Below are 22,183 nucleotides of genomic sequence, written 5' to 3' on the forward strand. Positions count from 1 at the left end.
CCCCCCCCCCCCCCCGCCGCCCCCCGGCCGCCCCCCGCCCCCCCCCCGGCCCGCGGGCGTTTTCGGGCTTCAGGCCGGCGCGGAAGCGCCGTCGGCCTTGACCATCAGCGCGCGCAATTCGCGGATGCTGAACTCGCTCTCCTCGTGCATGCGCAACAGCAGCGTCGCGCCGATCGGCAGCGTGTTGTGGCGGATCTTGCTGATCACGGGCGGCGCGACTTCCAGCACGCGCGAGAGCGCGGCGTCGTTCTTCAGGCGCAGCTTGTCGATGATGGCGTCGAGGACGCGGTTGGGGTCGTACTGCGCATGGGGAGGCAGGCGGCGGATGGGCATGGCGGCTCTTTCAGGAATATTATTAATTAATTAAATTCTTAGAATTCACAGCGAAAGTTAGAGCCTGACGCCAAAAACGGCACCATTTATATGGCTTTTTTCGCGGAATGCGAAATCATACATACATTGCTTAACTTTTGCTCAAGACCGCATTTTTTTGCTGATGCGAATGGGCGTGAAGCGGCGCCGGCATGCGAAGCACGGCCGGGCTCAATTGAAGGAAAGAATCGGCCGCGCGCGGCGGCCGGGAGGGAGGCTTACTTGCCGCGCTTGGGCTTGGCGAAGGCGCTTGCCTGGTACAGGGCGCGCGCATCGGCGTGCGCGCGGTCGAGGGTGCGCATTTCCGGCTTGTCGTCGTGGGCAACGAAGTATCCGGCATCCTGGGCGTCGACCACGAGCTTGATCGCGGCGGCGTCGTCGAGATTGTATTTCTCGACGATCAGGGTGGTCACTTCGTCCAGGTAGGCTTCGTAGGTCATCGGCTTCTTCATAGGCCGCTATTGTACGGCCAGCCGCCGCAGCGCGGAAGCGACGTCGGGATAGCGCAGGCGCACTTTCAGCTCGCGCTTCATGCGCGTGTTGTCGAGCCGGCGCGATTCGGACATGAAGGACAGCAGCACCGGCGACACCACCTTCTCCAGTTCGGCGCGCGGCAGGCGCGGCGGATGCGGCAACCGGAACGCGTCGGCCACGGCGTCGAAGTACTCGCCCATCTTCATGCGCGTGTCGTCCACCGCGTGATAGACCCGTCCCGGCCGGCCATGCAGCAGCGCCTGCAGCACGATGCGCGCCAGGTCGTCCGCGTGGATGTGGCTGGTGTACACATCCTCGTCGGCATGCAGCGCCGGCGTCCCCTGCTCCAGGCGCTTGAGCGGCAGCCGGTCCTGCGCATAGATGCCCGGCACGCGCAGGATCGCCAGCTGCGCCCCGCTGGCCAGGGCCCAGGCGCGCAGCACGCGCTCGGCATCGACGCGGCGCAGTGCGCGCGCGTTGCGCGGCGCGACCGGACGCTGCTCGCCGACCAGCGCGCCGCCGCAATCGCCGTAGACGCCGCTGGTGCTGACGTAGACCATGCGCCTGACGCCGCCCAGCGCCGCGGCCAGGCGGCGCGTGCGCAGGTCCTGCGGTCCTTCCGGCTGGGGCGGCGCAAGGTGCAGCACCCAGGGCGCCAGATGGCGCAGGCGCGCCAGCGTGTGCGGGCGGTCGAGGTCGGCCACCACGGGTACGGCTCCGGCGGCGCGCAGGGCGGCGCGACGCTCCGGCTGGCTGGTCAGGGCGAACACGCGGAAGCGGCCGCGCAGCAGCGGCAGCAGGCGCATGCCGACGTCGCCGCAGCCCACGATGAGCAGGCGCGGAAGGTCGAAGGCGGCGGATCGGGGCATGGGTCGGAAGAATGCTTGGGCGGATCGGAGGCGGCTACTCTAGCACAGCGCCGGGCGCGGCGTTCCCCGGCCCCCGCAGGGGAGGTGTAGAATGGCGCCCTTACGCAGTAAAGCCCTATCAGATCAACAGCTTGCACCAGCAGGCGCATAACCGACGATATCGCATGACCTACCAAGTTACCGTCCAGCCGAGCGGCCACCAGTTCACCTGCGAAGCCGACGAAACCGTCCTCGCCGCGGCCATCCGCGCCGGCATCGGCCTGCCCTATGGCTGCAAGAATGGCGCCTGCGGCTCGTGCAAGGGCAAGGTGCTCGAAGGCGCGGTGGAGCACAAGCCGCACCAGCAGCGCGCCCTGAGCGACATCGAAAAGACCCAGGGCATGTCCCTGTTCTGCTGCGCGGTGCCGCAAGGCGACCTCGTGATCGAGGCGCGCGAAGTGGGCGGCAGCAGCGAGTACCCGGTGCGCAAGATGCCGACCCGGATCGCGGCCATCCGCAAGGCCGCGCCGGACGTCGCCATCGTCAGCCTGCAGCTGCCGGCCAATGAAGCGCTGGCCTACCGCGCCGGCCAGTACATCGAATTCCTGCTCAAGGACGGCAAGCGCCGCGCCTACAGCATCGGCAACGCGCCGTCCTTCGAAGGCCCGCTCGAACTTCACATCCGCCACCTGCCGGGCGGCCTGTTCACCGACCACGTGTTCGGCGCCATGAAAGAGCGCGACATCCTGCGCTTCGAAGGCCCGCTGGGCACCTTCTTCCTGCGCGAGGAATCCGACAAGCCGATCGTGCTGCTGGCCTCGGGCACCGGCTTCGCCCCGGTGAAGGCCCTGGTCGAGCACCTGATGCACCTGAAGTCGACCCGCCCGGTGCGCCTGTACTGGGGCGGCCGCCGTCCGCAAGACCTGTACATGGACGAATTGTGCCGCGCCTGGGAGACCACCCTGCCGGACTTCCGCTACGTGCCGGTGATCTCCGACGCGCTGCCTGAAGACAACTGGGAGGGCCGCACCGGCTACGTGCACGCGGCCGTGATGCAGGACATCCGCGACCTGTCGGGCTGGCAGGTGTATGCCTGCGGCGCGCCCATCATGGTCGATTCGGCGCGGCGCGACTATTCGGCGCAATGCGGCCTGCCGGCGGACGAGTTCTACGCCGACGCCTTCACCTCGGAAGCCGACCTGGCCCAGCCTTGAGCCGGGCGCCGGCCGGCGAGCGGCCGTGGATTGGGGCAGAATAGCGGGCTCGTCCCGCGTTCGCTGCCTCATTACCACCAATTCCATGTCCCTCGCCGTCCTGCGCAACCGCAACCTCTCCTTCTACCTTTCCGCGCGCTTCCTCGGCACCCTCGCCGTCCAGATGCAAAGCGTGGCCATCGGCTGGCAGGTCTACCAGATCACCGGCAGCCTGTTCGACCTCGGCCTCATCGGTCTGGCCCAGTTCGCGCCCTTCCTCGTCCTGATCCTGTGGGCCGGCCACGTGGCCGACCGCCACAACCGCCGCCTCATCGTGCTGCTGTGCATGGCCACCCAGCTGCTGTGCAGCCTGATGCTGGTCGCCTTCACTGCCAGCGGCAGCCAGGTGGTGTGGCCGGTGTTCGCGATCCTGGTGCTGTTCGGCAGCGCACGCGCCTTCATGATGCCGGCCTCGCAGGCGGTGCTGAAGAACCTGGTGCCGGACCGCGACTTCAGCCAGGCCGTGGCGCTCGGCTCCTCGACCTTCCACGTGGCGGTGATCGCCGGCCCCATCATCGGCGGCCTGCTCTACGTGTTCGGCCCGCAGACCGTGCACATGACGTCCAGCTGCCTGCTGGCGCTGGCGGTGCTGCTGATGTCCGCCACCCGCAGCGTGCAGCAGACCGTGAGCAAGGCGCCGGTCAGCTGGCACACCCTGCTGGAAGGCCTGCGCTTCGTCCGCTCGCGCCCGCTCGTGCTGGGGGCGATCTCGCTCGACCTGTTCGCGGTGCTGTTCGGCGGCGCCACCGCCCTGCTCCCGGCCTATGCGCACGACGTGCTGCAGGCCGGCCCCACCGGCCTTGGGCTGCTGCGCACCGCGCCCGGCGCCGGCGCGGCGCTGTGCTCGATCGCGCTGGCCTTCTTCCCGATCACGCGCCGCGTGGGCGCCTGGATGTTCGGCGGCGTGGCCATGTTCGGCCTGTGCACCCTGGTGCTGGGCTGGACCGCCAGCTTCCCGGTCGCCCTTTGCGCCCTGTTCCTGCTGGGCGCGGGCGACATGGTCAGCGTCTACATCCGTCACCTGCTTGTGCAGTACGAGACGCCGGACGAGATCCGCGGCCGCGTCAGCGCCGTGAACTCGGTGTTCATCGGCGCCTCGAACGAACTGGGAGAGTTCGAATCCGGCGTGACCGCCGGCTGGCTCGGCCTGGTGCGCGCGATCCTGCTGGGCGGGGCCGCCACCCTGTTCGTCACCGGCCTCTGGGCGGTGCTGTTCCCCGTGCTCTCCAGGATGGACCGCTTCCCTCACCACGACCAGGATCGCAAGAGCGGCGCCTAGGCGCGCTACAATCCCGGTTCCTGATCATGGCTCCCTGACCGATGAACCGTCCCCCGCTGAGCGTATTGCTGGTCGAAGACCACCCGACGATTGCGCGCCAGGTGGCGGGTTTCCTCGACGGGCTGGGGTGGCAGACCGACCATGCGGCCACCGGGCGCCTCGCCATCGAGCTGGCGACCCGGCACGCCTACGACGTGGTGCTGCTCGACCTCAACCTGCCCGACATCGACGGCCTCGAGGTCTGCCGCCAGATCAAGGCGAACGCCCCGAGCAACGTGCCGGTCCTGATGCTGACCGCGCGCGACGCCTTCGAGGACAAGGCGCGCGGATTCCGCGACGGCGCCGACGACTACCTGACCAAGCCCTTCGACCTGCGCGAACTGGCCCTGCGCTGCGAAGCGCTGGCGCGGCGCGGGCAGCTGCACCTGCGCCAGGAGCTGCAGGTCGGGCCTTTGACCCTGCTGCCGCGCGAGATGCGCGCCGCGTACGAGGGCGCGCCGCTGGCGCTGACCCAGACCGGCTTCAGGATCCTGCTCCAGCTGTGCAGGGAACACCCGCATCCGGTCTCGCGCTCGGTTTTGGTCCGGCACCTGTGGGGCGACGACCCGCCGGACAGCGATGCGCTCAAGTCCCACATCTACACCCTGCGCAAGCAGCTCGAACAGGCGTCCGGGCGCAAGCTGCTGGCAACCATCCTGAACCTGGGCTACCGGCTCGATCTCGACGCGGCGCCGCAGGATGGCTAAGTCGATCCGGCAGGGATTGTTCACGGCGCTGGCCGGCTTCACGGTCCTGATCTGCCTGTGCTACACCGGGCTGGCGGTCGTCATCGCCTACGTCACCGAAGACATGCTGGTCGAGCGCCTGCTGGAGAGGGAAGCGCGCGCCATCGCGCGCCATGTGGAGCAGCACGGCGACATTCCGTCGGCGCGCAACGATCTGATCGCCGTCTACGCCAGCCATGCGGCCCTGCCCGCCGTCGTGCGCCAGGCGGCGGGGCCGGCGGAAGGACGCGCCGAAGTGTTCGCCGGCGGCGGGCGCCACTATCACCTGATGGCCCTCGACCTCGACGCGCGGCGCGTGTACCTGCTGGCCGACGTAGGCCCGCTGCTGGTGGTCTCCAAGGTGATCCAGGACGTCGGCGGCGTGCTGATCTTCGTGGCGCTGGGACTGATCGCGCTGGCGCTGCTGCTGGCCTGGCTGCTGGCCAGGCGCCTGGTCCTGCCTTTGCAGACCCTTGCCGCGGAAGCGCGCGCGCTGGGACCCGGCAGCGAGATCGCCTTCAGCGCACGCGGCCGGCCTGACGAAATCGGCTTCCTGGCCGAACGCCTGGAAACCAGCTTCAGCGAATTGCAGGCCGCGCTGGAGCGCGAGCACGCATTCACGCGCGACGTGGGCCACGAGCTGCGCACGCCGCTCACCATCATGAACAACACGCTCGCGACGCGTCCCATCGGCGATGTGGAAGCGGTGCAGCTGCAGGCTGGGCTGGACGAGATTCGGAATACGGTCGACGTCCTGTTTGCCCTCGCCCGCGCCGAGCGGCTCGGCAGCGAACGCTTCGACCTGCGCGCCTGCATCGAGCAATGCCTGCTGCGCGTTCTGGAAGAAGGCCGGTGGGACGCCAGCCGCTGGACGCTCGACCTGCCCGAGCGCCTCGAGGTCGCCGGCAACCCGCATCTTGCCGCCCTCCTCGTCCATAACTGCGTGGGCAATGCACTCTTCCACGGCGGTCCCCAGGCCCGGCTGTCGCTCTGCTGGGCCGATGGCAGGCTGGTGATCGCGAATACCGTGACGCCGGGAGAACCGGGCCGCATCCAGGGCTTTTCGCACGGGCAGAACCTGCTGGCGCGCGTCGCGCGGGCCATGCACTGGGAACTCGGTTTCCACCCGGGCCCGTCGAGCTACCGCGTCGAGATCCGCCCCACGAGCTGAAATCCGCGGGATTTCACCGCGATTTCACCCCTGCCCGCATACGCTGGGTGCTCCATTCACCAGGAGCACGTCCATGAAAATCCTCATCGCCCTGATCGCCCTGTCCTGTGCCTGCACCACGGCGCTGGCCCAGGTCGGCAAGCTCGTCCACAAGGAAGAAAAGCGCAAGTACATCGTGTACACGCCCGCGTCCTACCACAGCGAACCGCAGCAATCCTATCCGGTCGTCTTCAACTTCCACGGCGGCGGCATGAGCATGACCGAGCAGATGCTGTACAGCCAGATGAACCGGACGGCGGACCGCCACCGCTTCATCGTGGTCTACCCGCAAGGCATCAAACAGGACTGGAACGTCGGTTTCGACATGCCTTATCTGGAAGGGACCGACGACGTCGGCTTCACCCAGGCGCTGCTGGCTAAGCTCAAGCAGGATTACCGCATCGACGGCAGCCGGGTGTATGCCACCGGCCTGTCGCGCGGGGGCTTCTTTGCGCTGCGCCTCGCGGCCGACCTGCCGGAAGTGTTCGCAGCCGTGGCCTCGGTGGGCGGGCCGACGCCGAAGCCGCTGGTCCAGCATCATACGAAGGCGGGCAAGGTCGGCGTGATGCTGATCCACGGTACCGCGGACCAGGTGGTGGCCTACGGCGGCAAGCCGGCCGGCTACCTGTCCGCCGAGGACAGCCAGCGCTACTGGGCCGAGCGCAACGGCCTGGCCTCGGCGCCGGCGCGCTCACGCACGATCGACGCCGATAAGGGCGACGGCACCGATGTGACCTATCTCGAACAGGCTGACGTTGAGCGCGGCGTGGCGCTGGTGACGGTGAAGGACGGCGGCCATACCTGGCCGGGCGCCGATCCCTTCAATATCGGCCTGCCGATCGGGAAGACTACGCGCGATGTCGACGCCAATGAACTGATGTGGCAGTTCTTCAGCCGGCACCGGCGATGAGCGCCGCGGTCCGGAACCGGCCCACCTGTTCCTGAAGGTGCTGTGACTGCTCGTGCAGCGACTGCGCGGCGGCGGTGGCCTCTTCCACCAGCGCGGCATTCTGCTGCGTCAGCCCGTCGACGTGGCCCAGCGCCAGGCTGATCTCGCGCACCTGGGTGGCCTGGCTGTCGCTGGCATCGGCCATCTCGCGCATCGCGCCAGCCAGGCGGTTGACGTTGGCGACGATCTGCTCCATGGTCTGTCCCGCTTGGCCGACCAGGGCCGAGCCGTCGCCGATGGCCGCGACCGACTCGCCGATGAGGGCCTTGATTTCCTGGGCCGCGACCGCCGAGCGCTGCGCCAGGTTGCGCACTTCACCGGCGACGACCGCGAAGCCGCGTCCCTGCTCGCCGGCGCGCGCCGCTTCGACGGCGGCGTTCAGGGCCAGGATGTTGGTCTGGAACGCGATGCCGTCGATGACCGCGATGATGTCGACGATGCGCGCCGACGCCGCATCGATGGTGTCCATCTTCTCCACCACCTTGTCCATGATGACGCCGCCCTCGACCGCCACGGAGGAGGCCGCAGCCGCCACCTGCCCCGCCGCCTGCGCCGCGTCGGCATTGTTGCGCACCGTGCTGGTCAGCGACTCCATCGCGGCGACGGTCTGTTCCAGCGACGCGGCTTGCGACGCGGTGCGTTGCGACAGGTGACGGTTCCCGGTCGCGACTTCGTCGGTGACCGTCGAGATTTCGCTGGCGCCGCGACGCACCTCCTGCACGATACGCGCCAGGCCCAGGCGCATGCCATGCAGGGTGCCCATCATCGCGCCCAGCTCGTCCCTCGAGCGCGCTTCCAGTGCGACCGTGAGGTCGCCCCGCTCGACCGCCTGGGCGAACGCGCAGGCGCGGCGGATCGGACGGGTGACGCCGCGCGTGACGGCCGCCGCGAGGCCGGCGCCGAGCGCCGCGGCCAGCGCGGAGATGGCCACCACGATCCAGCGCGAGTGTTCGGTGACGGCGCCGATGTTGTCGCTCGCCGCATTCATGTCGGCTTCGATGGCATCGATCGCGGCGTCGAGATCGGTCACGATCCGGCGCCGCAGCGGGCTGCATTCATTGATCAGGAAAGCGGCGAAGGCCGCCATGTCGCCGCTGTCGCGCAGCTGGCGCGGGCGCAGGAGTTCCTGCGCCATCTGGCGCAGTCCCGCGCTGGCCTTGTCGAACTCGGGCCGGCCGCGCAGGACCGGTTCCAGCGCATCGAGCTTGCGCACGTAGGCGTCGCGCTGGCGGTCCAGCAGGTCCAGCTCGGCCTGCGCCTGGGCCGGGTCCTGCACGATGTACACGTTGCGCGCCGCGATGCCGGTCTGGGCCAGCGCCTCGCGGATTTCGTACAGCGGCTCGAGTTGCTGCTGGCGGATCGCGGTCGCCGCGCCGATCGCGTCGGCGGTCGTGCCGAGCCGGTTCAGGGAAATGGCCGTGATGGCGAACATGAGGGCAACGACGACCCCGAAGGACAAGGCGAGCCGGGTACCGATTTTCAGATTGGATAACACGATGGACCTGGATGAGAAGAATGGCCGCAGGGCGCTTCATGCGCCGGCCGGGCCGAGTTCGACCCAGCCGCGCTCCAGGTAATCGGCGACAAGCATGTCCTGGATGGCGAGGGAATAGGCGATGGACACCAGCGGCAGCGTGAAACCCAGCATGCTGCTGCAGCACAGGTAGACGGGAATCGCGAGAATGATGCCGGCCATGAAGGCGTGCATCCACTGCCGCTTGTAGGCCAGGTAGGCGACGCCCGCCACCAGCACGCACAGGGAACAGCGGAAACCGACCGTTTCGCGCCGGCCGGTGTGCGGATGCCTGAAGACGTGTGCCATACAAAATGAACAGAACGAGTTGATTCAGGCATGGATTCTACGTACTAAAAATTAGCACAGTCTCACGCATTGTTTCACATGAGCAAAATCCAACACCGCCCTTTGTGCAGACCGGGCGCAGCGAAAACAAGGGGACGTGTAAGATGGACTTAACGTGACAACAGGAGCAAACCCATGCAAATCAATGTCAATACCGATAACACCATCGATAAGCACCAAGGCCTGGACGAGCATGTGGAATCCGTCCTGCGCTCCTCCATCGGCCGCTTCGGCGACCACGTGACCCGTGTCGACGTGCACCTGAGTAACGAGGTCAAGGAAAAGAAGGCCGACGGCGGCCAGAGCTGCATGATGGAAGCGCGCGTGTCCGGCTATGCGCCGGTGGTCGTGCACGAGCACGCGGCCGACCTGCACCAGGCGGTGCAGAACGCGGGCGGCAAGCTGGCGCGCGCCCTCGACAGCGCCATCGGGCGCCTGCAGGACAAGAACAAGCACACTTCGCCGGCCATCGACGATCCGCTGTCCGACAAGCACCTGACGGATTCCTGATCGCCGTCGGATGCGCGTACGCCCTGCGTCAGGGCGTACGCTCTCCGTCCAGCATTCCCCTCAGCTCGCGCAGATAGCGCACGCCCGCCAGCGCGCGGCTGCCGTACCACGACATCATCTCGCCGTCGACCAGCAGGACCGGGATGCCGATCTGCTTCTCCAGCGCGTCGGCATGCGCCTCGGTGAAGCGATAAGGCTCGGTCGACAGCAGCACCGCATCCAGTTGATCCACCAGTGCTTGCGACCACTCGAAGCGCGGATAGCGGGCCTCGCCCAGCTCGGGAATGCGCCAGCCGAGCTCGGCCAGCATGGCGGCGATGTAGGTGTCCTTCGACGCGCTCATCCACGGGTCTTGCCAGATGCAGTACAGCACGGTGCGCGGCGGACCGGGCGGCATGCTGCGCACCTGGGCCAGCTCGCGCTCGAAAGCGGCGCACCAGGCCTCGGCCTTGTCTTCCGCGCCGAAGATGCCGCCCATCAGGCGCGCCAGGGCCAGGTTGTCCTGTGGCACCAGGGGATGGGTGACCACGACGTGGGGCACGAATTCGGCCAGCTTGTCGGCGGTCGGCTTTTCATTTTCGTCAATGTTGACGATCACGTGGGTCGGCGCCAGCTTGCGGATCTTGTCGATGTTGACGTCCTTGGTGCCGCCCACTTTCGGGATCGCGGCAAGCGTTTCGCGCGGATGGATGCAGAAGCCCGTGCGCCCGACCAGCCGGGACGCCAGGCCCAGGTCGCACAGCAGTTCGGTGATCGAGGGCACCAAAGACACGATGCGCGCACCTGGCGCCGGAGCGTGCGCCTGGCCGAGCGCATCGAGGAGTGGAAGGCTGGATGTTGTCATAGTCGCTATTGGACCACTGTTGTTTATGAAACGCCAGCCACCGCGTCGGAGTTGCAATGCGTTATTATTCCATGGATGTAATGACGTCTAGACAGCTCGAGGATCACTTGGAACACATCGGCACCTTCGGTGCTTCCCGCTTCACCGCCGGCGACCTGCAATTATTCCGCGGCGAACGCGACCCCGCCGTGGCCGCCGCATTGGCGTCCTGCGCGGTGGTGCGGATGGCGCGCGGCCGGCGTATCGCGGGCGGGGGCCAGGCGCGCCTCTACATCGTGCTGTCCGGGCTGCTGGAACTCGCATCCGACGTCCACACCGGCGACGACGGCGGCACCAGCCGCATCCTGCCCGGCGAAAGCGCGGGCGAGCAGGCGGTGCTGGACGACGCCGTCAACCTGGCGGCCATCACCGCGCTCGAGGACAGCGAACTGCTGGTGATCGAGCCGGACCTGGTGTGGGAACTGATCGACCGCTCGAATGTCCTGGCGCGCAACCTGCTGCGCCTGCTGTCCTTCCGCGTGCGCGCCGCCAACGCCCTGCTGCGCCGGCGCCAGAAGCTGGGCGAGTTCTACCGCCAGCTCTCGCTCAACGACGCCCTGACGGGCCTGTACAACCGCGCCTGGCTGAACGAGATGCTGCCCAAGCTGGTGGCGCGCGCGGCCCAGGACGGCAATCCGCTGTCGCTGGTAATGATCGACCTCGACCATTTCAAGCGCTTCAACGACACCCACGGCCACATCGCGGGCGACGCCGCCCTGTCGGCCGCCGCCAGCGTGATCCGCGGCGCCCTGCGTCCGTCCGACTTCGCCGTGCGCTACGGCGGCGAAGAGATGATGGCGGTGCTGCCCGACACCAGCGCCCAGCTCGCCACCATGGTGGCCGAGCGCCTGTGCCAGCGCCTGCGCGAGGCCGTGGTGTTTCCCGACATGCGCCTGCCCCTGCCCCACATGACGGGTTCCTTCGGCGTGGCCAGCCTGGCGCCGGGGGACGACGAGCGCGCCCTGGTGGCCGCCGCCGACGCCGCGCTCTACCGCGCCAAGGAAGCGGGCCGCGACCGGGTCTGCGTGTAGCCGGCTGACAGTAGCGGCTGCTCAGCTGGGCTGACTTGAGCGCCGATCTGTGCCACCATGGCGCCGGACCGCACAACACAACAAGAACACGCATGAGTACGCATACCTTTCTCTGGCACGACTATGAAACCTTTGGCGCCACCCCGCGCCGCGACCGCCCGGCCCAGTTCGCCGCGATCCGCACGGACGCCGAGCTGAACGAAATCGGCGAGCCGATCATGGTGTACTGCCAGCCGGCCAACGATTTCCTGCCCGACCCGCAGTCTTGCCTGATCACCGGCATCACCCCGCAGCACTGCCTGGAGCAAGGCGTGCCCGAACACGAGTTCGCGCGCATCATCGAGGCCGCCTTCAGCGAGCCGGGCACCATCGGCGTGGGCTACAACACAATCCGCTTCGACGACGAGGTGACGCGCTTCCTGTTCTGGCGCAACCTGATCGATCCGTACGCGCGCGAGTGGCAGAACAACTGCGGGCGCTGGGACCTGCTGGACGTGGTGCGCATGGTGTACGCGCTGCGCCCCGAGGGCATCGAGTGGCCGCGGCGCGAGGACGGCAAGCCGAGCTTCCGCCTGGAGCACCTGACGGCGGCGAACGGCTTGTCGCACGACGCGGCGCACGACGCGCTCTCCGACGTGCGTGCGACGATCGCGCTGGCGCGTTTGATCCGCGAGAAGCAGCCGCGCCTGTTCGACTTCTGCCTGGAGCTGCGCCGCAAGGACCGCGTGGCGGCCGAGATGGGCCTGCACCTGGACCCGTCGCAGCGCCAGCCCTTCCTGCACGTCTCGGGCATGTTCCCGGTCGAATACGGCTGCCTGGGACTGGTGTGGCCGCTGGCCCAGCATCCGACCAACAAGAACGAGATCCTGGTATGGGACTGCCGCCACGATCCGTCCGAGCTGTTCGCGATGGACGTGGAGACAATCCGCCTGCGTATGTTTACGCGCAGCGCCGAGCTGCCGGAAGGGATGACGCGCCTGCCGGTCAAGAGCGTGCACCTGAACAAATCGCCGATGCTGGTCGGGAACCTCAAGACCTTGCGGCCGGACCTGGCGACGCGCTGGGACATCGACCTGGAACGCGGCCGCGCGCATGCGGCGCTGGCGGCGGCCGGGCGCGACATGAAGGCGGTGTGGGCGCAGGTGTTCCAGAAGCCTGCGTCTTCCGGGGAAGTGGACGTGGACGAGGACCTGTACGGCGGCTTCGTGAGCAGCGGCGACCGGCGCAAGCTGGAAGCGCTGCGCCATGAAGCGCCCGAGGCGCTGGCGCGCCAGCGTCCCAGCTTCGAGGACGAGCGCCTGAGCGAGCTGCTGTTCCGCTACCGCGCGCGCAACTTCCCGCATACCTTGTCGGAGCAGGAGATGCAGCGCTGGGAAGACCATCGCGCGGCGCGCCTGTTCGACGGGGCGGCGGGGGCGAGGACGGTGGATCAGCTGTTTGGGGAAATCGATGCGCTGTCGGAGACGGCGGATGAGCGGGCGGAGGAGATACTGGGGGCGCTCTATGATTATGTGGAGCAGGTGGCGCCGGCGCGTTATTGAGGGTTCGGCTGTGCGGCGAAACTTGGGTTCCGGCCTTCGCCGGAACGACGGCTTAACCGTTAGCGGCAAGCGCATACACGTCGTCCCGGCGAAGGCCGGGACCCAAGTTTCCTCGCAGCCTCCTTCAGGTACAGCTAAGTGGCTGCTCGACGAACTTGGATCCCCGCCTTCGCGGGGACGACGTATCAGCGGAGCGGGCTACAATTTCGATTGTGGCCCGCTACCTGAAATCGCCATTCCCGCGCAGGCGGTAAACCAAGTTCTGCGATCAGCCACGCGCCGCATTAATCGCGTCGCGCGTCTCCATCGCCACCCGACGCGCCGCCGCCGCAAAGTCCTCCCCTTCCACCGGCTTCGCATACAGAATCGCCCGCGACGAATTAATCATCATCCCGGTCCCATCCGCAGTCCTTCCGGCCTTGACGGTCGCCTCCACATCCCCACCCTGCGCGCCGACGCCGGGAATCAAGAGCGGCATATCCCCCACCAGCTTGCGCACCTGCGCGATCTCTTCCGGGAAGGTCGCCCCGACGACAAGCGCACACTGCCCGTTGCGGTTCCACTTCTCCGCCACCAGGCGCGCCACGTGCTGGTACAGCGGCTGCCCGCCCACATCCAGGAACTGCAGGTCCGAGCCGCCCGCGTTCGAGGTGCGGCACAGCACGATCACGCCGCGGTCCGCCCACTCCATATACGGCTCGACCGAATCGAAGCCCATGTAGGGATTCACGGTCACGGCATCGGCCCCATAACGGTCGAAGGCCTCGCGCGCATACTGGTGCGCGGTGGCGCCGATGTCGCCGCGCTTGGCGTCCAGCACCAGCGGGATGTGCGGATAGGTCTCGCGCAGGTAGCGGCAGATTTCCTCCAGCTGGTCCTCGGCGCCCAGCGCCGCGAAATAGGCGATCTGCGGCTTGAAGGCGCAGGCCAGGTCGGCGGTCGCATCGATGATGGCCTTGCAGAACTGGACGATGGCGTCCGGCTGCCCCTCCAGGTGCGCCGGGAAGCGCGACAGGTCCGGATCCAGCCCGACGCACAGCAGCGAATTGTTGCGGGTCCAGGCCGCGGAAAGCTTATTGATGAATGTCACGTCGGAGCCTCTTGGTGGGAGTTATTGCAAACCCATTATTGTACCCGCCGACCGGCCCCGAGGCCCCCTCGGCCGCCGGATGCGCCAGGAGATGTTTGTTTCATGTATATTTTGACTATTCAACAACTTGTATGGACACAGCCATCATGACGCATTCCCTCCTTTCCCGTTGGACCCGGTTCCTCAGCATGCTGGCCGTCGCCGGCACCCTGCTCACCGGCTGCGGCTACAACGAGTTCCAGACCAAGGACGAAGCCACCAAGGCGGCCTGGGGCGAAGTGGTCAACCAGTACCAGCGCCGCGCCGACCTGATCCCGAACCTGGTCAACACCGTCAAGGGCTATGCCTCGCACGAGCGCGAAACCCTGGAAGCCGTGACTCGCGCCCGCGCCGCCGCCACCAGCTTCCAGATCACCCCGGAAGTCCTGAACAATCCGGAAGCCTTCCAGAAATTCCAGCAAGTGCAGGGCGAACTCTCCGGCGCCCTGTCGCGCCTGATGGCCGTGTCCGAGAAATACCCCGACCTGAAGGCCGACACCAGCTTCCGCGACCTGCAGTCGCAGCTGGAAGGCACCGAGAACCGCATCACCGTGGCGCGCCAGCGCTATATCGCGGCGGTCCAGGATTACAACGTCACCGTACGCAAGTTCCCGAACAACCTCACCGCCATGGTGTTCGGCTACGAGACCAAGCCTTCGTTCACCGTCGAGAACGAAAAAGCGATCTCGACCGCGCCGACCGTGGACTTCGGCAAATAAGATGCGAAACCTGCTGCGCACCCTGTGGGCGCTGGTGCTTGCTGCGACCCTGGCCGGCCCGGCCTTCGCGCAGCTCAAGGAAGTGCCGCCGCTGAGCGCGCGCGTCGTCGACCAGGCCGGCATGTTGCAGGCGGACCAGCGCCAGCGCCTGGAAACCGTGCTGGCCGACTACGAAGCCAAGACCGGGAGCCAGATCGCGGTCCTGCTGGTCAAATCGACCGAGCCCGAGGCCATCGAGCAGTACGGCATCCGCGTGGCCGACGCCTGGAAGCTGGGCCGCAAGGGCGTGGACGACGGCGTGCTGCTGCTGGTCGCCCGCGACAACCCGAGCGCGCTGCGCCGCCTGCGCATCGAGGCGGGCCGCGGCGTGCAGGGGGTACTCACCGACGCCCAGTCGAAGCGCATCCTGCAGGACGTGATCGCCCCGCACTTCCGCCAGAACCATTTTTATGAGGGCTTGGTGGCGGGCGTGGGCGCCATCGCCACCCTGCTCAACCAGGAAGCCTTCCCGGCGCCTCGGCAGCAACAGCAGCTGCCCCAGCGGCAGGCGGCGGACGACGGCGGCGGCTTCTCGTTGTTCGGCATCGTCGCGATCGTGATCGGCTTCAGCCTGCTGCGCTCGATGTTCCGGCCGCGCCGCCGCTCGCGCATCGGCCCGGGCTGGGGCCATAGCGGCCTGGGTAACGCCACCACCGGATTCATCCTCGGCAATATCATCGGCAGCATGAACCGCGGCGGCGGCGGAGGCTTCGGCAGCGGAGGCGGCGGATTCGGAGGCGGCGGATTTTCCGGCGGCGGAGGCAGTTTCGACGGCGGCGGCGCTTCGGGAGATTGGTAATGAGCTTTGGAGAAAAACTGAACCGCGCATGGCGCCACCTCACCAGCAGCAAGGCCGAGGCCAAGCGCGCCTTTCCCGACGCCACCCTGCAGGCGATCGCCGAAGCCATCACGGCCGGCGAGCAGACCCACCGCGGCGAAGTGCGGCTGGTGGTGGAACGCGCCCTGCCCTTCGACTGCGCCTGGGACGGCGTCACCAACCGCCAGCGCGCCATCGCCCTGTTCGCCGACTGCGGCGTGTGGGACACCGAGGACAACTGCGGCGTCCTGATCTACGTGAACCTGGCCGAGCACAAGGTCGACATCGTGGCCGACCGCGGCATCGACCGCAAGATCGACCGCGCCACCTGGCAGGATGTCTGCCGCACGATGACGGACGGCTTCAAGCAGGGCAAGTTCCACGACGCCAGCCTGGCCGCCATCGGCCAGGTCAACGCCCTGCTGCGCCAGCATTTCCCGGCCGAGGGCGCGCGGCCGAACGAATTGCCTGACAAACCGCTGATGTTGTAGTTGTCATGTAGGTAAAATGGCGGCTTTCCGACACTGCGAAAGGCCGCCATGAAACTCCAACAGAAGATCGCCATCGTCACCGGGGCCAGCCAGGGCATCGGCCTGGCCTGCGCCCGGCGCCTGGTGCAGGAAGGCGCCAGCGTGATGCTGGTGGACTTGCGTCCCGAAGGCGCGGACGCCGCCGCGCAACTGGGTGAGCAGGCGCGCTTCTACCGCGCCGACGTCAGCCAGAAAGCCGAGGTCGACGCCATGGTGCAGGCCACCCTGGACGCTTTCGGGCGCATCGACATCCTGGTCAACAATGCCGGCGTCACCCACGCCGCCGACTTCCTCGACCTGCAGGAAGAAGACTTCGACCGCGTGCTGCGCATTAACCTGAAATCGATGTTCCTGTGCAGCCAGGCCGTGGCGCGCGACATGGTCAAGCGCGGCGAAGGCGGCTGCATCATCAATATGTCGAGCGTCAACGCCGAGCTGACGATCCCGAACCAGGTGCCCTACGTGGTGTCGAAAGGCGGCGTCAACCAGCTGACCCGCGTGGCCTCGATCAGCCTGGCCCAGTACGGCATCCGCGTGAACGCCATTGGTCCGGGCACCATCCTCACCGAACTGGCCAAGCAGGCGGTGCTCGGCAGCCCGGAAGCGCGCCGCACCATCCTGTCGCGCACACCCCTTGGCCGCTGCGGCGAACCGGAGGAAATCGCGTCGATCTGCGCCTTCCTGGCCAGCGACGACGCCTCCTACATGACCGGGCAGACCCTGTACGCCGACGGTGGGCGCATGGCGCTCAACTACACGGTGCCCGTGCGCGAGTAGGAAACGTGGAGGTGCTTATAAGATATTTCCGAATCGAATGTCTGGTATCCGTATTCTAAATTGGACTGATATTCGGCAGCGCAGCATAATGCACCTGTCTCCACTATTCTCCTCCAAGAAAATAGTCTTCAAGCCCGCGCAATGCGGGCTTTTTTTTGCCCAAATTTACTCATGTTCCCTGTGGCATGGTTGACGGTTCCGCCAACACCCTGCTCTCGGGTCTCAAGCACTACGCTGACGAGTACCGCACCGCATCGAATTACCGCCGCATGAGCCTCCGGACATTGCGTAGGCGCCTGAAATACAGGTTTCAGCCTACCAGCAAACTCGACCACTCCGTTCATGCGAAGTTCCCACGCCCCGCGCGCGTTTGATGCCTGTCACAGCTTCGTCATACTCGAACCCTATACTGAACTCACCTGCGACACACGTAACCGATATGCGTGGTTGCAGCAGGTGTGGTGCGCCGGGGGCGCAGCACACCAACCGGATTGTGCGTCTCTTGGCCCGATCTTGGGTTGTGCCCATCGCTTACTGGTGGGCATTTTTTTCTGCTGAGCAGAAACATGCGGAAAAAAAGTTGCGGTAGAGCTTGAAGCCGCCCCTGATTTGGCTATCATGAAGCTCGCACTTCCGATTTTCTCAGCTGTAGAGAGCGGAAGCTGCGGTCGACGAAACGATAAAGGGGAGCTTGTCCTATGAGTTTACGTGTACCTCAACCCGCATCGCATTCGCCCGGAAACGACTCCGCGCCCAGCCGGCGCCATCAGCAGGCCGGCGACCTGGTCCTCAGCGAACTGCACCCGCATGCCGTGGTCGATCAACTCGACGGCGACAATGTGCCACTCAATCTCCTGACTTTTGGCAACGTGCGCGAAGTCTGCCCCAAGTGCCGGCACACCCATCTCAAACTCGTGCTGCGCCAGACCAGCGTACGCATCGCCCATCTGTTCTGCGCCGATTGCGAGTCCTGTTTCGACGCCCATTACGCCAACGGCGCCTCCGCTTTGACTATTTGAGCGGAAGGAGCGTGTGGGCAAGGGCCTGCACGGCATGGTATCGTTGGGGTTTTCCCAGCCTTGCCTGCCATGCCCGCCCTGCTCTCGCTCCTGAGTGATCCAAAGTACCGCCGTGTCTTGCGCTGCGTTGCGCTGGCCCTGTTCGCTGGCGTCCTGATCGCCGGCTCGATCCCCGGCGCGCGCAAGGAGGTGGGCTTCTACGCGTCGGGACTCGTGCTGCACGGACTTACCTACGCCTTCCTGGCCAGCCTGTGGTTCTTCGCCAGCACCGGCAACGTCGCCGTACGCGCGCTCAAGGCGGTGCTGGCGGTGGCGCTGATGGGCGCCTGCGACGAGTTCGTGCAGAGCTTCCTGCCCTACCGCTCGGGCGACATCCGCGACTGGCTGGTCGACGTCAGCGCGGCCTCGATCGCCTCCACCGTCCTCGCCCTGTGGTTGGCGAAAGCCATGCCGGCACGCCAGCAGTGATCGAAATGCACGGGGCAAGTTCCGTGCATTTGCTGTCCTCTTGATCTAATCCCTCTCCAACCCGAGTCAGCTGGAACGCCAGCGGTGTTCGTGCCTCTTAACAGCGTGGCACGCCGCATCGTCACGCACACCCACTGAACCGATAACACGAGGAGTCGATCATGAACCGAAAACAACAGAGCGTGGTCCTGGCGGGCTTGCTGGCGGTGGCGCTGGCCATGTCCGGCTGCAAGGGAATGCGCAGCTCGGAGGACGCCGGCGAAACAGGCGGCAGCACCCTGGGCAGCTCGACCAGCAGCGGCGGGCAAGCGGGCGCCAGCAGCGCCATGGGCAGCGGTACCGCCAGCAGCGCCGGCCAGCCCCAGGCAGGCGCGACCAGCATGCCGAACAGCATGCCGAACAGCACTGTCCTGGCCATCGAGCCGGTGCCGAAATCCGCCGCCGCCACGGGCGCGGTGGGCAGCAGCACGGCAGGCACCACCGGCAGCTCGGGGGCGGGCGAGGCTTACCGCATCACCGTGCGCATGGATGACGGCAGCACGCAGGTTCTCACCCAGGACACCATCCCCGACTTCCGCAGCGGAGACCGGGTGCACGTGGAAAGCGGCGTCATCCATCGATGACGCCCAGCGCCTGCCGCCGCGCTCGAGACCAAGCAGCCACGCCTCGTCGATGAGGCGTGAGGCGGCGCCTTGCCGTTTCGCATCGGCCCCGGCTTCAGCATCGCCCAAAGAAAAAGCCCTGCTCACTGCACATGGGTGCAGGGAACAGGGCTGTGTCCGCATCCAGCGCTCAGGGATGCTGCTGCGTTCCCTCCGGCATGGCCGGGTCGCCCGTCGGTTCGGGATCGCGCCGCTGCATGCTGATGTTGCGCGTGGCCGCGCTGATCACTTCCAGCGGCAGCTTCGGCGTGCGGTCGGCGTTCAGCAGGCCATTCGCCTCCTGGAAGGTATCGGTGAACTGCGTATAGCAGAATCCGCTGAACATGAAGGTCTCGTTCACCACCTGCAGCAGGCGCCGGTAGGACGCCAGGAAGCTTTCCGCCGTGTGCGCGCGGGTATAGCCCCAGGTCGACTTGTCCGCTTCCGGATCCTGCTTCGGATCGTAGGCGATGCCGCCGAACTCGGTCAGCACGATCGGCTGGCCACGGTGCGGGAAGCCGTCCAGGGTCAGGATGCGGCCGCCAGGACGCCGCTGATCGAACAGGGTGCGCACCGGATCGGTGACCGCATAGCGCGCCTGCAGCTTTTCCGGGTCGGCGTCGTAGTCGTGGATGCCGAGGATGTCGGTGGCCGAGGCTTCCCAGCCGTCGTTACCGATCACCGGACGGGTCGAATCGAGCGTGCGCGTCAGGTGGTACAAGGCCTCCACCGCGTTGCGGTGCGCCTGGGTGAGCGTCAGGTTCGGCACGCCCCAGGACTCGTTGAAGGCGACCCACACGATGATGCAGGGGTGGCTGTAGTCGCGCTGGATCGCCTCGGTCCATTCGCGCACCATGCGCGTGATGGCCCGCGAGCTGAAGCGGTAGGCCGAGGGCATCTCTTCCCACACCAGCAGGCCCAGGCGGTCGGCCCAGTACAGGAAGCGCGGGTCTTCGATCTTCTGGTGCTTGCGCACGCCGTTGAAGCCCATCAGCTTGACCAGTTCGACATCGCGCTTGAGGTGCTGGTCGGACGGCGCGGTCATGAAGGATTCCGGCCAATAGCCCTGGTCGAGCACCAGGCGCAGCTGGTAGGGACGGCCGTTGAGCATGAAGCGGTCGCGGTTGATCGACACCGAGCGCAGCGCCGTATAGGAGCGGATGCGGTCCAGCACCACGTCGCCGCAGCGCAGGGTCACCTCGGCGTCCAGCAGGGTCGGACGCTCCGGGCTCCACAGGATCTCGTTGCGCGAATCGTCGATGCCGGGGTCGGACAGCGCGATCTTGCGGTTCGCCTCGCCGGCCAGCAGCTTGTAGTAATCGTCCGCCAGCAATTGCTCGCCGTGCCAGATCTTGACCTCGACGAACAGCTCCTGCTGGATGTCGCCGGCGGCGAACACTTCGCAGCCGATCTCGTAGGTCTCGAAGATCGGGGTCCAGCGCAGCGAGGCGATGTAGGTCGGGGCCACCTGCTCCACCCACACGGTCTGCCAGATGCCGGTGGTGCGCGGGTACCAGATCGAGTGCGGCTCCAGCAGCCAGTCCTGCTTGCCGCGCGGCTTGGCCAGGTCGGCGGGGTCGTCCTCGACCCACAGGGTCACGGTCTGCTTGCCGTCCTTCTTCATGGCGCCGGTGATGTCGGCCGAGAAAGGCGTGTGGCCGCCTTCGTGCTCGGCCACCAGCTGGCCGTTGACCCACACCCGCGCCGCGTAGTCGACCGCGCCGAAGTGCAGGATGGTGCGGCCATCGCTGGGCGCCAGCTCGAAGTCGCGCTCGTACCAGCAGACCCGGTGGAAGCCCGTGTCCTGGATGCCGCTCATTTCGGTTTCCACCGCGAAGGGCACGGTGATCTCATGGGTCCATTCGGCGACGCCGTCCGGCATGCTGTAGCGGCCTTCGTCGTCGAAGCAGAAGCGCCACTTGCCGTTCAGGTTCAGCCACTGGTCGCGCACCAGCTGAGGACGGGGGTATTCAAACTGATTCATTGTTGTCCTTTCTGTCAGTCGGAACCGGAACCAGGATCCGGCCCTGTCGTCCATGCTTGTTGTAGGCCGCCAGCGCGATGGCGGCGGCTTCTTGTGCGTGGCCGGCCCGGCACAGGGCCACGCAGGCGCCGCCGAAGCCGGCGCCGGTCAGGCGCGCCCCGAGCACGCCCGGCGCCGCGCGCAAGGCTTCGCACAGCTCGTCGAGCTCGGGGATCGATACCTCGTAGTCGTCGCGCAGGCTGAAGTGCGACGCATTCATCAGTTCGCCGAAGCGCTCGGCGCTCACGCCGCCGGCCGCTTCCAGCACGCGCAGGTTTTCCTGCACCACGTGGCGCGCCCGCTCGCGCAGCGGCGACGGCAGGCTCTCCACCGATTGCGGGTCCGTCACGTCGCGCAGCGCCTGCACGCCCAGCTTGCGCGCGGCCTCCTCGCATTCGGCGCGGCGCTCGTTGTACTTGCTGGCGGCCAGCTTGCGCGCCACGCCCGAGTCGATCACGATCACTTCCGCATCGACCGGCAGCGGCACCAGGCGGTGCTCGAGCGTGCGCGCGTCGATGAACAGCATGGTCTCCTGGTCGGCCAGGCTGGACGCCATCTGGTCCATGATCCCGCAGTTCACGTGTGCATATTCGATCTCGGCGCGCTGCGCGATCTGCGCCAGCTTGACGTCGTCGAGCTGAAAGCCGAGCAGCGCGCGCATGGCGCGCAGGGTCGCCACTTCGAGGGCCGCCGAGGACGACAGGCCGGAGCCGACCGGCAGGTTGGTCTCGACATAGACGCGCAGCGGCGGCACCTCGATGCCCGCCGCCTGCACCAGCCGGATGCAGCCCTCGATGTAGCTGCCGTAGCCCTGCGGCGCATTACCGTCGCGCGCGAAGGTGACCGTGGCGTCCATGGTCGGCGAATAGAAGTGGAAATGGTCGTCGCCGCTGCGGCTCATCGCCACCAGCGTGCGCTGCGGCGTGGCGGCCGGCAGCATGTAGCCGTCGTTGTAGTCGGTGTGCTCGCCCAGCAGGTTGACACGTCCGGGTGCCGAGGCGTTCACCTCGGGCGCGCCGCCAAAAAAGGTGTCGGTAGTCAGCATG

The 22,183-nt window shown here is 67.0% G+C and carries 24 protein-coding genes; 15 read left to right on the forward strand and 9 right to left on the reverse strand.

What is annotated here, in order from left to right:
- Positions 1-69: 69 nt before the first annotated feature.
- From J8847_RS20185 to J8847_RS20195, 3 genes are all read right to left on the reverse strand, one after another.
- Entirely contained in the window at positions 70-333 is a 264-nt protein-coding gene (locus J8847_RS20185) for a hypothetical protein (RefSeq protein ID WP_211526502.1), read from the reverse strand.
- 257 nt (positions 334-590) lie between these two features.
- Positions 591-824: a hypothetical protein gene (locus tag J8847_RS20190; RefSeq protein WP_373888820.1), complete on the reverse strand. Its 234-nt coding sequence runs from the start codon at positions 822-824 to the stop codon at positions 591-593.
- A gap of 6 nt (positions 825-830) precedes the next feature.
- The gene (locus tag J8847_RS20195; RefSeq protein WP_211526503.1) at positions 831-1,715 is read right to left on the reverse strand and encodes an NAD-dependent epimerase/dehydratase family protein; all 885 of its coding nucleotides are present in this window, start codon (positions 1,713-1,715) and stop codon (positions 831-833) included.
- Between the two features lie 164 nt (positions 1,716-1,879).
- Between J8847_RS20195 and J8847_RS20200 the strand changes: the two genes are divergently transcribed.
- The 5 genes from J8847_RS20200 to J8847_RS20220 all read left to right on the forward strand — a co-directional run bounded on the left by J8847_RS20200 (position 1,880) and on the right by J8847_RS20220 (position 7,110).
- The gene (locus J8847_RS20200; RefSeq protein ID WP_211526504.1) at positions 1,880-2,908 is read left to right on the forward strand and encodes a CDP-6-deoxy-delta-3,4-glucoseen reductase; all 1,029 of its coding nucleotides are present in this window, start codon (positions 1,880-1,882) and stop codon (positions 2,906-2,908) included.
- Positions 2,909-2,993: 85 nt separating this feature from the next.
- A complete protein-coding gene (locus J8847_RS20205; RefSeq protein ID WP_211526505.1) occupies positions 2,994-4,226 on the forward strand; it encodes an MFS transporter in 1,233 nt (410 codons plus the stop codon).
- 41 nt (positions 4,227-4,267) lie between these two features.
- The gene (locus tag J8847_RS20210; RefSeq protein WP_211526506.1) at positions 4,268-4,972 is read left to right on the forward strand and encodes a response regulator transcription factor; all 705 of its coding nucleotides are present in this window, start codon (positions 4,268-4,270) and stop codon (positions 4,970-4,972) included.
- The gene (locus J8847_RS20215; protein ID WP_211526507.1) at positions 4,965-6,161 is read left to right on the forward strand and encodes a HAMP domain-containing sensor histidine kinase; all 1,197 of its coding nucleotides are present in this window, start codon (positions 4,965-4,967) and stop codon (positions 6,159-6,161) included. The genes J8847_RS20210 and J8847_RS20215 overlap by 8 nt, the downstream gene beginning before the upstream one ends.
- A gap of 73 nt (positions 6,162-6,234) precedes the next feature.
- Positions 6,235-7,110 carry a PHB depolymerase family esterase gene (locus tag J8847_RS20220; RefSeq protein WP_211526508.1) on the forward strand — a complete coding sequence of 292 codons (876 nt, stop codon included), beginning with the start codon at positions 6,235-6,237 and terminating at the stop codon, positions 7,108-7,110.
- Here J8847_RS20220 and J8847_RS20225 read toward each other — a convergent pair.
- Both J8847_RS20225 and J8847_RS20230 read right to left on the reverse strand, forming a co-directional pair.
- A complete protein-coding gene (locus J8847_RS20225; RefSeq protein ID WP_211526509.1) occupies positions 7,091-8,644 on the reverse strand; it encodes a methyl-accepting chemotaxis protein in 1,554 nt (517 codons plus the stop codon). The genes J8847_RS20220 and J8847_RS20225 overlap by 20 nt on opposite strands.
- A gap of 36 nt (positions 8,645-8,680) precedes the next feature.
- Complete coding sequence (locus tag J8847_RS20230) at positions 8,681-8,971, reverse strand: hypothetical protein (protein WP_211526510.1); 291 nt, start codon at positions 8,969-8,971, stop codon at positions 8,681-8,683.
- A gap of 174 nt (positions 8,972-9,145) precedes the next feature.
- On the opposite strand from J8847_RS20230, the gene J8847_RS20235 reads away from it, so the two are divergent.
- Complete coding sequence (locus J8847_RS20235) at positions 9,146-9,520, forward strand: HPF/RaiA family ribosome-associated protein (protein WP_211526511.1); 375 nt, start codon at positions 9,146-9,148, stop codon at positions 9,518-9,520.
- A 28-nt stretch (positions 9,521-9,548) separates the two neighbouring features.
- Here J8847_RS20235 and J8847_RS20240 read toward each other — a convergent pair whose 3' ends face one another.
- Positions 9,549-10,364, reverse strand: a complete 816-nt coding sequence (locus J8847_RS20240; RefSeq protein WP_211526512.1) for a helical backbone metal receptor — start codon at positions 10,362-10,364, stop codon at positions 9,549-9,551.
- A gap of 107 nt (positions 10,365-10,471) precedes the next feature.
- On the opposite strand from J8847_RS20240, the gene J8847_RS20245 reads away from it, so the two are divergent.
- Both J8847_RS20245 and sbcB read left to right on the forward strand, forming a co-directional pair.
- On the forward strand, positions 10,472-11,434 hold the full coding sequence (locus J8847_RS20245) for a GGDEF domain-containing protein (RefSeq protein WP_211526532.1): 963 nt from the start codon (positions 10,472-10,474) through the stop codon (positions 11,432-11,434).
- A 92-nt stretch (positions 11,435-11,526) separates the two neighbouring features.
- Positions 11,527-12,975: an exodeoxyribonuclease I gene (gene sbcB / locus J8847_RS20250; RefSeq protein ID WP_211526513.1), complete on the forward strand. Its 1,449-nt coding sequence runs from the start codon at positions 11,527-11,529 to the stop codon at positions 12,973-12,975.
- A 268-nt stretch (positions 12,976-13,243) separates the two neighbouring features.
- On the opposite strand, the gene pyrF is transcribed toward sbcB, so the two are convergent.
- The gene (pyrF, locus tag J8847_RS20255; RefSeq protein ID WP_211526514.1) at positions 13,244-14,065 is read right to left on the reverse strand and encodes an orotidine-5'-phosphate decarboxylase; all 822 of its coding nucleotides are present in this window, start codon (positions 14,063-14,065) and stop codon (positions 13,244-13,246) included.
- Positions 14,066-14,211: 146 nt separating this feature from the next.
- On the opposite strand from pyrF, the gene J8847_RS20260 reads away from it, so the two are divergent.
- From J8847_RS20260 to J8847_RS20290, 7 genes are all read left to right on the forward strand, one after another.
- Positions 14,212-14,823 carry a LemA family protein gene (locus J8847_RS20260; protein WP_211526515.1) on the forward strand — a complete coding sequence of 204 codons (612 nt, stop codon included), beginning with the start codon at positions 14,212-14,214 and terminating at the stop codon, positions 14,821-14,823.
- 1 nt (position 14,824) lies between these two features.
- Complete coding sequence (locus J8847_RS20265) at positions 14,825-15,661, forward strand: YgcG family protein (protein WP_211526516.1); 837 nt, start codon at positions 14,825-14,827, stop codon at positions 15,659-15,661.
- The gene (locus tag J8847_RS20270; RefSeq protein ID WP_211526517.1) at positions 15,661-16,170 is read left to right on the forward strand and encodes a TPM domain-containing protein; all 510 of its coding nucleotides are present in this window, start codon (positions 15,661-15,663) and stop codon (positions 16,168-16,170) included. Before J8847_RS20265 ends, J8847_RS20270 begins: the two co-directional genes overlap by 1 nt.
- Positions 16,171-16,218: 48 nt before the next feature.
- The gene (locus J8847_RS20275; RefSeq protein WP_211526518.1) at positions 16,219-16,986 is read left to right on the forward strand and encodes an SDR family NAD(P)-dependent oxidoreductase; all 768 of its coding nucleotides are present in this window, start codon (positions 16,219-16,221) and stop codon (positions 16,984-16,986) included.
- Positions 16,987-17,684: 698 nt separating this feature from the next.
- Positions 17,685-18,005, forward strand: coding sequence for a hypothetical protein (locus tag J8847_RS20280; protein WP_211526519.1), 321 nt, complete (start codon positions 17,685-17,687; stop codon positions 18,003-18,005).
- A 69-nt stretch (positions 18,006-18,074) separates the two neighbouring features.
- Positions 18,075-18,473 carry a VanZ family protein gene (locus tag J8847_RS20285; RefSeq protein WP_211526520.1) on the forward strand — a complete coding sequence of 133 codons (399 nt, stop codon included), beginning with the start codon at positions 18,075-18,077 and terminating at the stop codon, positions 18,471-18,473.
- Between the two features lie 161 nt (positions 18,474-18,634).
- On the forward strand, positions 18,635-19,096 hold the full coding sequence (locus J8847_RS20290; protein WP_211526521.1) for a hypothetical protein: 462 nt from the start codon (positions 18,635-18,637) through the stop codon (positions 19,094-19,096).
- A gap of 169 nt (positions 19,097-19,265) precedes the next feature.
- On the opposite strand, the gene J8847_RS20295 is transcribed toward J8847_RS20290, so the two are convergent.
- Both J8847_RS20295 and galK read right to left on the reverse strand, forming a co-directional pair.
- The gene (locus J8847_RS20295; protein WP_211526522.1) at positions 19,266-21,098 is read right to left on the reverse strand and encodes a glycoside hydrolase family 2 protein; all 1,833 of its coding nucleotides are present in this window, start codon (positions 21,096-21,098) and stop codon (positions 19,266-19,268) included.
- Positions 21,085-22,182 carry a galactokinase gene (gene galK, locus J8847_RS20300; protein ID WP_211526523.1) on the reverse strand — a complete coding sequence of 366 codons (1,098 nt, stop codon included), beginning with the start codon at positions 22,180-22,182 and terminating at the stop codon, positions 21,085-21,087. The genes J8847_RS20295 and galK overlap by 14 nt, the downstream gene beginning before the upstream one ends.
- Position 22,183: the final 1 nt, after the last annotated feature.

This window comes from Massilia sp. AB1, from assembly GCF_018119385.1.
Taxonomy (GTDB): domain Bacteria; phylum Pseudomonadota; class Gammaproteobacteria; order Burkholderiales; family Burkholderiaceae_D; genus Telluria.

Coding starts and splice junctions, on each gene's coding strand:
- J8847_RS20200 (WP_211526504.1), top strand. CDS start 1,880: ATGACCTACCAAGTTACCGTCCAGCCGAGCGGCCACCAGTTCACCTGC.
- J8847_RS20260 (WP_211526515.1), top strand. CDS start 14,212: ATGACGCATTCCCTCCTTTCCCGTTGGACCCGGTTCCTCAGCATGCTG.
- galK (WP_211526523.1), bottom strand. CDS start 22,182: ATGCTGACTACCGACACCTTTTTTGGCGGCGCGCCCGAGGTGAACGCC.
- J8847_RS20190 (WP_373888820.1), bottom strand. CDS start 824: ATGAAGAAGCCGATGACCTACGAAGCCTACCTGGACGAAGTGACCACC.
- J8847_RS20215 (WP_211526507.1), top strand. CDS start 4,965: ATGGCTAAGTCGATCCGGCAGGGATTGTTCACGGCGCTGGCCGGCTTC.
- J8847_RS20230 (WP_211526510.1), bottom strand. CDS start 8,971: ATGGCACACGTCTTCAGGCATCCGCACACCGGCCGGCGCGAAACGGTC.
- J8847_RS20195 (WP_211526503.1), bottom strand. CDS start 1,715: ATGCCCCGATCCGCCGCCTTCGACCTTCCGCGCCTGCTCATCGTGGGC.
- J8847_RS20285 (WP_211526520.1), top strand. CDS start 18,075: ATGCCCGCCCTGCTCTCGCTCCTGAGTGATCCAAAGTACCGCCGTGTC.
- J8847_RS20295 (WP_211526522.1), bottom strand. CDS start 21,098: ATGAATCAGTTTGAATACCCCCGTCCTCAGCTGGTGCGCGACCAGTGG.
- J8847_RS20275 (WP_211526518.1), top strand. CDS start 16,219: ATGAAACTCCAACAGAAGATCGCCATCGTCACCGGGGCCAGCCAGGGC.
- J8847_RS20240 (WP_211526512.1), bottom strand. CDS start 10,364: ATGACAACATCCAGCCTTCCACTCCTCGATGCGCTCGGCCAGGCGCAC.
- J8847_RS20265 (WP_211526516.1), top strand. CDS start 14,825: ATGCGAAACCTGCTGCGCACCCTGTGGGCGCTGGTGCTTGCTGCGACC.
- J8847_RS20205 (WP_211526505.1), top strand. CDS start 2,994: ATGTCCCTCGCCGTCCTGCGCAACCGCAACCTCTCCTTCTACCTTTCC.
- J8847_RS20235 (WP_211526511.1), top strand. CDS start 9,146: ATGCAAATCAATGTCAATACCGATAACACCATCGATAAGCACCAAGGC.
- J8847_RS20220 (WP_211526508.1), top strand. CDS start 6,235: ATGAAAATCCTCATCGCCCTGATCGCCCTGTCCTGTGCCTGCACCACG.
- J8847_RS20290 (WP_211526521.1), top strand. CDS start 18,635: ATGAACCGAAAACAACAGAGCGTGGTCCTGGCGGGCTTGCTGGCGGTG.
- J8847_RS20270 (WP_211526517.1), top strand. CDS start 15,661: ATGAGCTTTGGAGAAAAACTGAACCGCGCATGGCGCCACCTCACCAGC.
- J8847_RS20280 (WP_211526519.1), top strand. CDS start 17,685: ATGAGTTTACGTGTACCTCAACCCGCATCGCATTCGCCCGGAAACGAC.
- J8847_RS20185 (WP_211526502.1), bottom strand. CDS start 333: ATGCCCATCCGCCGCCTGCCTCCCCATGCGCAGTACGACCCCAACCGC.
- sbcB (WP_211526513.1), top strand. CDS start 11,527: ATGAGTACGCATACCTTTCTCTGGCACGACTATGAAACCTTTGGCGCC.
- J8847_RS20210 (WP_211526506.1), top strand. CDS start 4,268: ATGAACCGTCCCCCGCTGAGCGTATTGCTGGTCGAAGACCACCCGACG.